This window comes from Desulfosporosinus orientis DSM 765 (assembly GCF_000235605.1).
Lineage (GTDB): Bacteria > Bacillota > Desulfitobacteriia > Desulfitobacteriales > Desulfitobacteriaceae > Desulfosporosinus > Desulfosporosinus orientis.
On record NC_016584.1, the window covers coordinates 1,712,202 to 1,725,925 of the forward strand.

A 13,724-nucleotide genomic window follows, 5' to 3' on the forward strand; every position below is an offset into this window, starting at 1 on the left:
GCTCTATAAAATTCGGAGGTGATTTGTTTTGACATTCAGGGGCATACATGCTGGTTCTGCTCGTATGGAGGGAATCGGTCTGAATATGTTTACTAACGACGAACTGTACGATGTCCATTTGGCAACACTGGACTTGCTATGGGATGTCGGAGTAAAAGTTGAAAGTGAAGAGGCACGTGAAATATTCTACAGTGCAGGTTGTACTATCGACCCAAAAACCAATATTGTCAAAATCCCGGCTTTTTTAGTTGAAGATGCTATTCGATCAATACCTAAGACTTTTAGAGCCTGTGGAAGAAAACGGGAAAATGATTGGTTAAACGAGGGCAACAGGACCGGATTTGTTAACTTTGGTGAAGCTATCCGCCTGATTGACCCATATACCAGACAACTGAGAAAACCCTTTAAAAAAGATGTTGATGATGTAACCCGTTTCTGTGAGGCAATGGATCAGATTATTGTCTATGAAAGAGCCTTGGGACCTTCGGAAGTTGATCCCGATGTTGCTCAAGTTCATATCGCTGAATCGTTCTTTAACTATTCAACAAAGCACGCTTATATCGGGATGAATCGTCCTGAAAACATGCGTGCGGCTGCAAAAATGGGCTATCTGGTCTCTGGCGGGGAAGATAAATTCCGTGAAAGACCCTTATTTTCACAAAGTACAGACCCGGTTGCTCCGCTGGTACATGCCAAGGGTGCAACGGATACCTTACTTCAAGCGATTCGTTTAGGTGTGCCTGCCAAGATTAACTCTATGGGTCTGGCTGGAGGAACTACTTGTGTTCACTTAGCGAGTACTCTTGTTACACATAATGCTGAAATCTTGAGTATGTTTGTCTTAGGTCAGCTTGTTAAAAGAGGCTATCCTATGGTTTATGGAACCTCCACAACCATGATGGACTTGAGAACCACAGTGGCTTGTGTAGGAACTCCGGAGCTGGCTCTTTTCAGTGCTGCTTGTGCTAAGCTTGCTCAATTCTATAATATTCCTGTGTGGGTTGCCGGTGGATAGACAGACAGCAAAGTACCGGATGCCCAAGCAGCTCACGAGTTTACCTTGACCGCTTTATTACCAGCGTTGGCAGGCGCCAACATGATATATGGTCTTGGCATGCTCGAAGGCGGCTTGACTTGGGACTATGCTCAAATGGTCATGCAGAATGAAATGGCTCGCATGATTATGCATACCATCAAAGGGATTCCCATAAGTGATGAGAAAATGGCCTTGGAAGTTGTTCGTTCGGTAGGGCCCGGCGGAGAATTCATTAGCCATGAACATACTTATGCCCACTACAAAGAGCTGTCAAAATCAGAATTGTTAGACCGTAAGAATAGAGAAAACTGGGAAGCTGCCGGCAGTAAGGATATTGTTGAAACTTCCTATGAAAAATCTATTGATATTCTTGAGAACTACCAGAATGAGAATCCGCTTCCGGAAAATATTCAGCGTCAATTGAAAGAGATTGTCTTAGAAGCTGAAGCTGAAACAACTGAGATTAAGGCCAAAGAAAAAGAGGCCAGAAGAAGACCTCGTAAGAAAAAATTCTAAGTCAATAGCGACAAAGGAGTCGATAACAAAATTATCGGCTCCTTTTTTATCATTCTGCAAAAATACCCTAAAAGGCATGCTAAAGAATAATTGACCCCAAAGCTAGGACGGCTTCGACCCACAGGAGTGAATCCATCGCATGGAGAGGCGGTAAAAGCCCACAAGACTGCGCGGGGATACGGAGCCACTGGTTCACTTCAGGTATTACCCAGAGGTTTGGCACGAAAATGTCCAGTACGATAGTCTCCAGCGGAGAGTATCGCCGAAGCCGTGATCCCTTAAGGAATCCCTACGGCGAAGGATACATTTTCGCCGAAGCGGCTATCACCAAAGAATACTTATCCGCAGAAGGTAGTCCCGCGCTGTCGAGTGGGCGAGTCTCGAAATGCTGGGTGACACGAAGACACTGTCTTCGCACGGATTACCCTTCTTGCAGGAGGTGGGGCGAAGCCGTCCGACCCTGATGGACTGGATTCTCTATCAGCACTTTATGACTTATGCAAGTTAAAACTGACTCGATATAGCTCCTGATTATAGGGCGTATAAGCGAAATTATCATAGTTTGGGCACCTTTTAGGCATGCTTTAGCGATGGCATGACTTTTGCAATGGTAAATATTATCCTTATTTTCGTACTATTTCAATAATTTTTAAGTTATTGAGTAGAGTCATTTTTGAAACGGGGGTGAGAGCCTATTTGCAATAAGGGGTGAAATTATCAAGGGCATAACGAAAATTGAAGGAGTGACAATCTATGGGTAGTACTGATGTAAGTCCATTGTGGTACTGGTTAGTCTTTTTTGCTTATATCGTGTTTCTTATTGTAGTAGGCTTGAACGCTTACCGAACGCAAAAATCCGCTGCCAGTGCAGAAGAAGAACATAATGATTATTGGATCACAGGACGCAGTCAACCAGCGTATATGGTCGGTATGTCCGTAGCTTCCGGCTGGATGTTAATTGGTATGATAACTTGGATGACATGGGCAACTTACGACCTTGGCGTATCCGGTTTATGGGTCGTGGCTATTCCCTGGTTTCTCTCAAATATTTGGCAATTCTTGATGGCTCGTCCCTTAAGAAGGATTAAAGCAATATCCCAGTGTCAAATGTTAGAAAAACGTTTTGGTTTGCCAGCCAGAATTCTGTCAGCTCCAATTAACATCTTTTCTTACACAATATGGTCAGCAGCGGAACTCTATGCTGCATCCTTGATTATGGCACCAGCTCTTGGTATATCAATTGAGGCAATGATAGTTATTTATGCGATCCCAATTGCTATGTATATGTGGATGGGCGGTTTCCGGTCTGTCATTAACGCCAATGTTGTTCAGTTCTTTATGGGAGCAATCATTCTAGTTGTAACTGCTGTTGCGATTTTCCTAACGGCAAATGGTATTGCTGCAGATCATGGTACAACAGTTTGGGGTATGCTGAAGGCTCAGCCAATTGTTAACAGTCTTGCTTATCCCGTTAACGCAGCTGGGAACTCAGCTAGCTTTTTCTCTTACGTCTCCATATCCTTCCCTTTGATTGTTATGCTTGGTCTAGTTCCGGGTTGGGCTGCAGCCGAAGACTTCTGGTTAAAAGCCCAGGCCGCAAGGACTACAGCAGAAGCTCGCCGCGGTGGATTATACAGCATCACATTCAACACCTTTATTATTGTTTTACCAGCTTCGATTATTGGTTTATTAGGTCTCATTGTCTTCCCTCCTGAAACCGTTAATGGAGCATTAGCAGCTCCTGGAGTATTAGGAGATCAAGGTGCTTACAATATCATATCAGTATATATTAATACTTATATGCCTCCTATGCTTAAAGGCTTGCTGATCTTCTTATTGTCAGCCCATACCATGTCTACGGTTGCTAACTACAGCAACATCACCGCCATGAACCTTTCCTACGATGTTCTTCAGCCTTTATTTTATAAGAAGCGGAATTGGTCCGATGAAAAGATTGTAAAATGGTCACGACTTGTTACAGTATTCATGATTGTAATTAACATTTTGCTGGCCATACTTTACAACAGTCCTGTTTTAGGTGCAACCCTCAATGACGCTTACTTCTTATCGTCAGGATTGCTCACAGCCGGTATTTCCGTAATGCTTTATGTATTATGGTGGAAGCGGGCAACTTTGCTGGGAGTTATGCTGGGAGGATTGTTCGGTACTCTGGGAACCTTCATTTTCTTTATTCTCGAGTATAAGGTGTGGAATTTCTCCTATAACACACCCGTTTGGGACTGGATTTTTGGAGCAGGAGCAATGGCAAATTCATACTACGGTTACTGTGTCGTCGGTTTAGTATGCGGTATTGTTGGAGTCCTCGTTGGTACTTTTATTTCTCCGCCGCCAACAGCCGAACAATTAGCTGCAGTTGCGGATAAACCCATTGACAACAATGAAGAATTCTTCGCAGGAATGCACTCATAATTTTTCTGGAATTATGAGCAGGAATTAATAAAATGGCTAAGGAATCATTCCTTAGCCATTTTTCACAACAATCCTCCATATTGTAATTCGTCCAGCAAGTCTATATAATTCTTTTAACTTCATCATTCTTGACATCTGAGGAGGGAATTCATCAATGCTTACACCTGATTTTTCAAGATTTATACTCATTCCGTTATTCGTACTTAATATGGGCGCAATGATCGTTACATTATTCATGAAAAAGAAAATCAAACCGGAATTTTCGGGAAGCCTGGACACCTTGTTTTTTGTAGAAAACATCATTGGCTTAGGCTGTGCTGTAGCCCTTGGTTATATTGCCTTTTTTGTTAAGTAGGTAAATTAGCAAAAACTATTAGTTTTCTCGATAATCATTCGTCGGGAAATACTTGCGAATTAAGCGACTGGCTTTGCTTTGGCTGATTTCCAAGAACTTGGCAACCTCATATGAACTGCCCAATTCATTATAAGCTTGTAAAATCATGTTTTTTTCCACATCACAGAGTGCCTCATCAAGGGAAAGAGGTTTGTTGGAAGCTGTGGGATGCGGTGGGGTTTGATGTTCAATTGAAGTTAGAAACGACTTTGGCAAATCATGTTCATTAATAACATTATCCTGGGTTACAACGGTTAAGCGTTCAATGATATTTTCCAGTTCACGGACATTCCCTGGCCAAGGATATTTAACAAACAACTCATAGACTTTTTCACTGAATTCGTGATCCAGTTTGTATTTTTGATTGAATTTACCGAGGATCTCCTGGGTAAGAGGAATGATTTCTTCTTTTCTTTCTCGCAGAGGAGGCAGTACCAGTTCGAAGATATTTAAACGATAATATAAATCTTCCCGGAAATCGCCTTTTGAGATCATGGCTTGTAAGTCGCGATTGGTCGCGGCGATGACCCGGCAATTGACTTGCTGAATCTCGCGTCCTCCAACTTTAAAGTATTGATTTTCGTGGAGTACCTGGAGAAGCTTAGCCTGCATGCGAGGAGAGAGTTCTGCTATTTCGTCCAAGAAAAGAGTACCTTCATTGGCCAGCTCAATTAAGCCGATGTTTCCTTTGACGTTAGCACCTGTAAAAGCGCCTTTAGAATATCCAAACATTTCTGCTTCCATAAGCTCTGAAGGTATGGAAGCACAGTTAACAGTTATAAATGGCCCGTCTTTGTTGGGGCTGTTGTTATGGATATATTTAGCCATGTGCCCTTTTCCGGACCCTGACTCACCCAGCAGCAGAACGGTTGAATTAACAGAAGCAATTCGCCGCACAAGTTTGAGAAGGGATTCCATTTTCGAGCTTTTACACACAAACTCAGGAATTTTAGTTTCTTTCTCCCGAAGGACGGCAACCTCCTTTTTATATCTTTTTAAAAGCTGGGTACTTTTCTCTAATTCATGGCGGATGCCTTCAGATTCAGTTACATCTCTGGAATTTTCTATGATCATTTCAATGTTGCCATCTTCATCAAAAATCGGGGTCGCAGTGGTAAGTAATGTTTTGCCGGTACATGTTTTTTGTTCAAGAGTAATGCTCATTTTTTTATCAATAGCAATAGGACTGATTCGGGGACCCCAGTATTTCTTTTCGGAAATTTCCCGGGATTTCTTGCCAACAATCTCGGAGGCTTTGACACCGTAGTGTTTCTCACAGGCGTTGTTTACGTATATGACGATTCCGTTTGCATTTGTAACATAGATCTCATCATGAGAATTGTCGAGTATTTTCTTTAATGTATCAAAATCCAAGTTGTCAGGTTCGACACTCATCCTGCGTACCTCCTTGTCTAGCTTGATTACTGTTTTATATTAAAGACCTTACTAATTAAGAAGCTTAACGATAAATCATTTATGACTTATATGTATTTTCGACTTAATTGATAAAAAACCTCTTTTTTCCCCTAAATTACGAAAAGTAATTATCGTAATATATTTTTATTTTGGAATTGAGATTTTTTATTATAAATTTTATAAAGCTTAAAAGAATTTTTATCTTGCCATGAAATTGACTTAAAGGAAGTCATTGTTGACTCGATTTTACTGAGAACTGAGTCAAAACAATGTGAATTTTCCGGGTTCTCTAAGATAAAGAATATTTTTTCAATGGCATAAGAATTGCATATTAATTACAAAGACGATTTATGAAAGGAGTGAAAGTAACCTTAACTTTCATACCCATACTTGGGTGAAGCAATTATTTATGACTTGAATCTAAATACCATGTAATTCTAATGTAACAGTTGAGGTTATTTGCATGTCGTGTGGATTTGGGACTCCGGCTTCATTAAGTGGAGTCTTGAAAGTGGATTAATAAAACGAGAGCGAGAGGAGAAAACACAAATGGCTATTAGGGAAGATCTCGTAGCACTAGGTATGGTTGAAACCCGCGGAGTCGTTGGAGCCGTTGAGGCAGCGGATGCCATGGTTAAAGCAGCCAATGTTACCTTAATCGGGAAAGTAAAAGTTGGAGGCGCCTTGGTGACGGTCATGGTTCGTGGAGATGTGGGAGCAGTTAAAGCTTCCGTGGATGCGGGAGCCGCAGCGGCAGAGCGAGTCGGAGAGTTGGTAAGTTGTCATGTTATTCCTCGTCCTCATCCGGAACTAGAAGCCATTTTGCCTAAATTACCGGTTTTCGAAGAAAAGCCTAAATCGAAAAACGTTGAAAACAAATAAATCGTCGGAACCGAGAATAACGTCCGGCAGTAATAGGGAGGGTAACCATGATAGAGCCCATTAAGGCAAAAGCATTAGCAGTAAGATTAATCCCCAATGTCGCCCCGGATTTCGCTGAAAAATTAGGCCTTACAGAATATCAGCGCTCAATCGGTATGATCACCGCTGACATTGATGATTCAACTTATGTCGCTTTAGACGAGGCTACTAAAAAAGCCGAAGTAGAAGTAGTTTATGCCAAAAGTTTTTATTGTGGAGCAGCTCGTGCATCAGGTCCACTATCAGGTGAAATCATCGGAATTTTAGCCGGCCCAAATCCTGCTGAAGTCCGGGCAGGCATAGATGCTTGCATTGAGCACCTGGAGAATGAATGTTGGTTCTATACTTGTGACGGAGGAAAAACGGCGTTTTTCCCGCACACGATCTCCAGAACCGGAAGCTACCTATCTAAAGTTGCAGGAATTCAAGAAGGACAACCTCTGTCTTATCTTATTGCACCCCCAATTGAAGCTATGTTCGGCTTGGATGCAGCTCTGAAAGCTGCTGAAGTCAGCATGAAAGCTTTTTACGGACCACCTACAGAAACGAACTTTGGCGGCGGACTCTTAACCGGTTCGCAAAGCGCTTGTAAATCTGCCTGTGAGGCCTTTCAAAGAGCCGTTATCGATGTCTGTGAACACGGCTTAAAATTTTAGTAAAGGAAGGTATCGCTCGTAATGGAACTGGATCGAGATTTATGTTCATTACAAGAAGCCCGAAATTTAGTACGAGCTGCCCGCAAAGCCCAAGAAGCCCTCATGGACTTTACACAAGAACAAGTTGATAAAATTATCGACATGATGCGTGAAGCAGGGGAAGCCAATGCTGCTCGACTGGCCATGATGGCAGTCTCTGAAACGGGTATGGGAAACTATAATGACAAATGTTTCAAGAATTATTTTGCCTCCCGCACCCTCTATGACTTCATAAAACCTATGAAGACAGTGGGATTGATCCGGGAAGATCACGAGAATAAACTATGGGAAATTGCTGAGCCTGTGGGAGTCATCGCGGGAATTGTACCGACGACAAACCCAACCTCAACGGTTATATACAAAGCTATGATAGCTCTGAAATCCCGGAATGCCATTGTCTTTTCTCCACATCCCAGTGCAGTACGCTGTACCAATGAAGCTGCCAAAATTATGCATCAAGCAGCAGTGGCGGCAGGAGCGCCTGAAGGAGTTATTGGTTGTATCATGAATGTATCCATGGGAGCCACTAACGAACTCATGAAACACCCCAGTGTCGCCATGATTTTGGCAACCGGCGGAAGCGCTTTAGTAAAGGCCGCTTATAGCAGCGGGAAACCTGCGTTAGGTGTTGGCCCCGGTAACGTGCCCGCTTTCGTAGAGCGAAGCGCAGATCTCCCTAAAGCTGCCGAATATATTGTTATGGGTAAAACCTTTGACAATGGAACGATTTGTGCCTCAGAACAAGCTATTGTAGCAGAAGAGTGTATTGCCGACGAACTTATCACCCAGCTTAAACGACAAGGAGCTTATTTCCTTGATCCCGAGGAAGTAGCGAAGGTCTCAAAAGTCGTTATGCTGCCTAACGGAGGAGTCAATCCCAAAGTTGTGGGCAAAGACCCTAAATTCATTGCCCAAATGGCGGGAATTACAATCCCGGATAACACGAGATGCTTAGTTGCTCCCTTAGCGGGCGTCGGACCTCAATGGCCTTTATCTTACGAAAAGCTGACAACGGTTTTAGCATTTTACAGAGTGGCAGATTGGCATGAAGGGTGTGAACGCTGCTTCCAGCTCTTAGAAGCGGGCGGAGTAGGCCATAGCCTGTCACTACACTGTAATAATGAAGAAATTATTCGCGAGTTTGCCCTTAAAAAGCCGGTTAATCGCTTGCTTGTCAATACTCCGGCCGCTATGGGAGGCGTCGGCGCAACCACAGGCTTAGCTCCATCCTTTACCTTAGGCTGCGGGACTTGGGCTGGATCAAGTGTTTCTGAAAACGTCACACCCCTGCATCTTATCAACGTCAAACGAGTGGCCTGGCATCAAGGAATCCCTGAACGCAAACCGGTTGAGCCCATCAGCGCTGTGGAAAGCTGCGAGAAATCCCAAGCTCCAAAGGTTGATGCCCAATTAGTACAGGAGATTATTGCTCAAGTTATGCAACATCTCAACGGCATGAAGTGTTAAGCCGAACCAAGAACATCGAATAACGAACTACGAATTAGGGAGGGAACAAAATGGCACAAGATCGAAGAGTTATCGCTCTTGGAATGATAGAAACCAAAGGATTAATCCCAGCCATCGAAGCAGCTGACCAAATGTTAAAAGCAGCAAATGTTGAACTGTGCGGGAAAGAACATGTTTCCGGCGGACTGGTTTCAGTCATGGTCCGGGGGGACGTAGGGGCCGTCAAGGCCGCTGTCGATGCAGGAGCAGCAGCAGCTCAGCGAGTCGGGGCGCTTCTCAGCGTCCATGTTATACCTCGGCCTCATCAAGACGTTGAGTATATTCTGCCTGTCGGTGACAATAAGGGTTATGGAGATAAATAAAACGTCAAATGTTTGTCTGTAATGAGGTGAGGTCTTGATCGTCACAGAATATGAACTTAGAGCCAATTGGCATAAAACCAAGGATAAATTGATTATCATGCCGCCGGGCAGTGTGATTACTCCATCGGCAAGAGATTTCATTACGTCTAAGGGAATCGAAGTTCAGATAGAAGGAAACGGACTTAAGGACATTCGCAAGACAACGTTATCAAATGCGTCTCAAAGTATGGTTAACAATAAACAGCCAGAGCCGGTTTCAGCACCGGCTGAAATATCTAAAGAGAAAGCAGCAACATCTAACGGCTCTTCAAGTCCTTCAAGTGCTAAGCCAGAGCATATGACCCATTTGCGGGCAGGATCTTTAGTGACTAAAACACATCCTATTATTGCTTATCGCGGACAATTGGATTTGTTTCAATGTGAATTGGTCGAAGCTCAAGGATTCTTTCAACTCGCAGGAGAACGTGAGCTGATAGGAAAATTAGATGAGATCGCTGCCCTTTGCCGGCAGCTTATGGTTAGTGAAGTTAAACAGGAACCTTTCCAATGGACAACCTTGATTGGGCTTACCCCCGAAGAGCTGCGGGAAAGATCCCATCATCCCCAAAAATATTTTGGGATCGATCATACACCCCTCAGCTATACTCATGGCCCCGTTGTTGCAAAACTTCATCATCTAAGAGCAAAGTCCAGAGAAGTTGAGCTCTATGCCAACAGGGCATTTACTGATGAAACTGGGGCTTGCAGCCGAACGGATTTGATACAGGCTTTGAATCGTCTTTCCAGCGCCTTCTATATCCTGGCCTGCGAAGTAAGAGGCCGAAAAAACAAAGATCTCAAGGAGAAGTGGGTTCCTGTCGGAACATCCAACCGCCATATTCATCTCTCCCAAGGGGATTTAACGGCACTCTTCGGTGAAAACTATCAGTTAACGGTCCAAAAAGAACTCTCCCAGCCGGGGCAGTTTGCTGCCAAAGAAACTGTCACTTTAGTGGGGCCTAAGGGGAGTTTGGAAAAGGTTCGCGTATTAGGTCCTGTCCGTAAGAATACTCAAGTGGAAATCAGTGTTACGGATTGTTTTAAACTTGGCGTTAAGCCGGTTATTCGAGATTCAGGTGAACATGAGGGAACGCCTGGTTTAGAGATTGTCGGACCTGCAGGTAAAGTCCAACTTGAGTCCGGGGTTATGGTTGCCAGCAGGCATATCCATCTCCATACGGATGATGCTCAAGAATGGTCGCTCAAGGATGGAGATCGAGTGTGTGTTCGAGTAGAGAGCGGTCGTCCTATTGTCTATGAAGACGTACTGATTCGTGTCAGTGACCAATACCAAAAAGAGATGCACCTGGATTTAGATGAAGCGAATGCTGCCCTCGTCGTACCAACAAGCCGGGGAAAACTCATGGAGGTATGACCATGAATGAAGAACTGATCAACCAAATTGTGCGCCGCATTTTGTCGGATGCGTCCTTACAAGGATTGCTCCAGGGAAGTGGAACCTCAGAAGGGAATAACGTCAAATCTGAAGCTCTGGTTCTCTTAAACTATGTCCCGGATTTTCAGCGGGTTTTAAGTACAGTGCAGCAGCGCTGGGGAGAAAGCTTCACACTTAGAGTTTTACCTAGTGATCAAGTGTATATGGCTAAACCGGAACTGCCTGAGGGCATGTGCTGGATCACAGTGGAAGAGGCTATGGCTAAGGCCGACTGGTCGAAAATCATCCTGCCGTCTTGTTCCGCCAACACTTTAGCTAAAGCTGCCTTGGGCATTCGCGACAACCCTATCTGTGAAATGATTGGGAGAGGAATCAGCCGGGGATGCTCCATAGAATTGGTAACGGAGTATTTGGGGCTCACCGATCAAACGCCCCCGGCTTACCGGGAACTGTATGAAGGCTATATCCAGAAGCTTCAATCTTACGGAGTGACGGTCTGGGGAAACTTGGCTGGCGGTCAGGCCTTAACAGGCCAACCTGTTCAAGCCCAACCCGGCCTATCCAATCAACCTATTCAACCCAGCCAACCCAGTCAATCCAGCCCGCAGCCTTCTGCAGCAGGGGAGCCCCGACAGCAAATCTTTCACTCAGAGAGTGTTTCTCCCAGAGACGAGGTTCGTTTCACCAAGAAATTCCTGGGGGATAAACAAGCCTATGGCTTCCCGGAAGGAGCCACGGTCTATGTCAGACCAGAGACGGTTATCTCCCCTCTGGCCCGGGATACCTTAAGAATGCGCCGCATTGAGCTGTGCATGGAGAAGGAGGAAGGACGATGATTCTGGCCCGTGTTATCGGCCACGTCTGGTCAACCCGTAAAGAAGAATCTCTCCGGGGCCTGAAATTTCTCGTCGTCCAGCCGGTAACCCTCTCCTATCAAGAGGATGGAACCCCCAAGCTGGAGGAAATTGGGAATTCCCTCATCGCAGCGGATCAAATCGGAGCCGGCGAAGATGAAATCGTCATGGTAGCCAGCGGTTCCTCAGCCCGGCAGGGATTAGCCAACAACAGCATTCCCATTGATGCCACCATCGTGGGGATTATCGATAAAGAAACCTTTGAAGCGTAAAGCTTAAGTGGGTGAAAAATAAATGAATATGCAAATGAAAGAGATTAGCGGCAAGGTACGGGAAGCCGGAGTAGTCGGGGCCGGGGGAGCGGGATTTCCCACCCATGTCAAGTTGTCTGCCCAGGCAGAGATCGTCATCGTCAACGGGGCAGAGTGTGAGCCCCTGCTGAAAACCGACCAGCAATTGGCGGCCCGCTACCCGGATCTTTTAGTTAAAGGCCTGACCCTGGCCATGGCCTCAACAGGAGCCCAAAAAGGGATCATCGCCTTAAAAGCGAAATACAAGGAAGCCATTGCCGCCTTAGAACCCTATATCCGGAACACAGAGGGAATTGAAATTGCCATCATGCCCGATATCTATCCGGCGGGAGACGAAGTGATGACCATTTGGTTAACCACCGGCAGACGGGTGCCCCCTGGAGGAATCCCCATCAACATCGGCGTAGTGGTGAACAACGTCCAAACCCTCATCAATGTAGCCAAAGCCGAGGCAGGGATCCCCGTCACAACCCGAACTCTCACCGTCACAGGAGCCGTTAAGAAGCCCATCACCGTCACCGTACCCATCGGCACCCCTCTGAGGGAGGTCCTGGATCTGGCCGGAGGGGAAGAAGCGGACCTGGCCTATATCAACGGAGGCCCCATGATGGGCAAACTCATCAGCGACCTGTCCGACACAGTAACCAAGACCACGGGAGGGCTGATCGGACTGCCCAGGGACCACATGCTCATCCAGCGCAAGGAAAGCAGCGTGGAAGGGATTCTGCGCATCGCCAAAACCGTCTGTGAACAGTGCAGCTTCTGTACGGATCTCTGTCCACGGCACATGATCGGCCACGAACTATCTCCTCATCGCTTAATCCGAGCGGTTAATTATAAAAATCTGGCCGACCTGTCCTTACTTGCCACGGCCCTGACCTGTTCAGAATGCGGAGTATGTGAAGCCTATGCCTGCCCGGTGGGAATATCCCCCCTGAGAGTGAATGTAGCCTTAAAAGCAGAGCTAAGGTCCCAGGGGATCAAATACCAGGGAGAACTGGGCAAAGCGGACCCCATGGCCCAACACCGCTTAATCCCATCCTCACGCTTAATGGACCGCTTGAGACTGCGTTCCTTTTACAAAGAAGCACCCATGACCGGGGAAGTGTATGAAGGGAAAGAAGTCCGGATCAAGCTGCAGCAGCACATAGGAGCACCGGCAGCGGCGGTAGTCAAAGAGGGGGATGTTGTGGAAGCGGGACAACGGATCGGAGAAATCCCGTCAGGAGCCCTGGGAGCGAACATCCATGCCAGCATCTCTGGAACGGTAACCCAAGTAACACCTCAAGCCATAACCATACGGAAAGGTGGTGCAGCCCGGTGATCCATGCTATAGGACTGATTGAGAGCAACAGTATCGCCCAAGGAATTGAATGCGCCGATATCATGAGCAAAACCGCGGATGTGACCATTTTGGTGGCTAAAACCATCTGCCCGGGGAAATATATGGTCATGGTCAGCGGAGATGTATCCGGAGTCCAGCAATCCGTCAATGCCGGAGTGGAGTTAGGAGCAGAGACCATCGTGGATTCCTTTGTGATCCCTAATGTACACCCCTCTATCCTGCCGGCCATCGGCAGGGCCAACACCTTAAAGGACATCAAAGCCTTAGGAATTATCGAGACTTACAGTGTAGCATCCTTAATCGAAGCGGCGGATGCTGCGGTCAAAGCGGGGGATGTGGAGCCCATGCTGCTGCACCTGGCCTTTGGAATTGGAGGCAAAAGCTACACCCTTTTGACGGGAGAAGTAGCCTCCGTCAAAGCCGCAGTGGAAGAAGGCAGTGCCTTGGCCAGTGAGAAGGGGCTGCTCATCCGCAAGGTGGTTATCCCCAGGCCGGCTAAACAGCTCATTGAAAGTTTGGTTTAGCCCCACGAATATCCAATA

At 45.9% G+C, this 13,724-nt stretch carries 12 protein-coding genes and 1 pseudogene; 12 read left to right on the top strand and 1 reads right to left on the bottom strand.

The genetic code is table 11. The features are described from left to right. Positions 1-85: 85 nt before the first annotated feature. From mttB to DESOR_RS07960, 3 genes and pseudogenes are all read left to right on the top strand, one after another. A pseudogene (gene mttB / locus DESOR_RS30145) lies at positions 86-1,552 on the top strand ([trimethylamine--corrinoid protein] Co-methyltransferase). Positions 1,553-2,305: 753 nt separating this feature from the next. Beyond that, the gene (locus DESOR_RS07955; RefSeq protein WP_014184092.1) at positions 2,306-3,982 is read left to right on the top strand and encodes a sodium:solute symporter family protein; all 1,677 of its coding nucleotides are present in this window, start codon (positions 2,306-2,308) and stop codon (positions 3,980-3,982) included. Between the two features lie 154 nt (positions 3,983-4,136). Next, positions 4,137-4,337, top strand: coding sequence for a hypothetical protein (locus DESOR_RS07960; RefSeq protein ID WP_014184093.1), 201 nt, complete (start codon positions 4,137-4,139; stop codon positions 4,335-4,337). 18 nt (positions 4,338-4,355) lie between these two features. Here the strand turns inward: DESOR_RS07960 and DESOR_RS07965 are convergent, their stop codons facing one another. Further along, a complete protein-coding gene (locus tag DESOR_RS07965) occupies positions 4,356-5,771 on the bottom strand; it encodes a sigma-54 interaction domain-containing protein (RefSeq protein ID WP_014184094.1) in 1,416 nt (471 codons plus the stop codon). A gap of 570 nt (positions 5,772-6,341) precedes the next feature. Here DESOR_RS07965 and DESOR_RS07970 point away from each other — a divergent pair. The 9 genes from DESOR_RS07970 to DESOR_RS08015 are packed head-to-tail and all read left to right on the top strand — an operon-like array spanning position 6,342 to position 13,706. After that, on the top strand, positions 6,342-6,674 hold the full coding sequence (locus DESOR_RS07970; protein ID WP_014184095.1) for a BMC domain-containing protein: 333 nt from the start codon (positions 6,342-6,344) through the stop codon (positions 6,672-6,674). Positions 6,675-6,721: 47 nt separating this feature from the next. After that, entirely contained in the window at positions 6,722-7,369 is a 648-nt protein-coding gene (gene eutL, locus DESOR_RS07975) for an ethanolamine utilization microcompartment protein EutL (protein ID WP_014184096.1), read from the top strand. 21 nt (positions 7,370-7,390) lie between these two features. Next, positions 7,391-8,875 (top strand): acetaldehyde dehydrogenase (acetylating), encoded by a 1,485-nt coding sequence (locus DESOR_RS07980; protein WP_014184097.1) that lies wholly within the window; start codon positions 7,391-7,393, stop codon positions 8,873-8,875. Between the two features lie 50 nt (positions 8,876-8,925). After that, positions 8,926-9,237, top strand: a complete 312-nt coding sequence (locus tag DESOR_RS07985; protein WP_014184098.1) for a BMC domain-containing protein — start codon at positions 8,926-8,928, stop codon at positions 9,235-9,237. A 34-nt stretch (positions 9,238-9,271) separates the two neighbouring features. Next, positions 9,272-10,651 carry a phosphate propanoyltransferase gene (pduL, locus tag DESOR_RS27830; RefSeq protein WP_014184099.1) on the top strand — a complete coding sequence of 460 codons (1,380 nt, stop codon included), beginning with the start codon at positions 9,272-9,274 and terminating at the stop codon, positions 10,649-10,651. A gap of 2 nt (positions 10,652-10,653) precedes the next feature. Beyond that, positions 10,654-11,508 carry a flavoprotein gene (locus DESOR_RS08000; protein ID WP_014184100.1) on the top strand — a complete coding sequence of 285 codons (855 nt, stop codon included), beginning with the start codon at positions 10,654-10,656 and terminating at the stop codon, positions 11,506-11,508. Continuing rightward, positions 11,505-11,798, top strand: coding sequence for a EutN/CcmL family microcompartment protein (locus DESOR_RS08005; RefSeq protein WP_014184101.1), 294 nt, complete (start codon positions 11,505-11,507; stop codon positions 11,796-11,798). Before DESOR_RS08000 ends, DESOR_RS08005 begins: the two co-directional genes overlap by 4 nt. A gap of 22 nt (positions 11,799-11,820) precedes the next feature. Continuing rightward, positions 11,821-13,161 carry a 4Fe-4S dicluster domain-containing protein gene (locus DESOR_RS08010; RefSeq protein ID WP_014184102.1) on the top strand — a complete coding sequence of 447 codons (1,341 nt, stop codon included), beginning with the start codon at positions 11,821-11,823 and terminating at the stop codon, positions 13,159-13,161. Beyond that, positions 13,158-13,706, top strand: a complete 549-nt coding sequence (locus tag DESOR_RS08015; protein ID WP_014184103.1) for a BMC domain-containing protein — start codon at positions 13,158-13,160, stop codon at positions 13,704-13,706. The genes DESOR_RS08010 and DESOR_RS08015 overlap by 4 nt, the downstream gene beginning before the upstream one ends. The last annotated feature ends 18 nt before the right edge of the window (positions 13,707-13,724 follow it).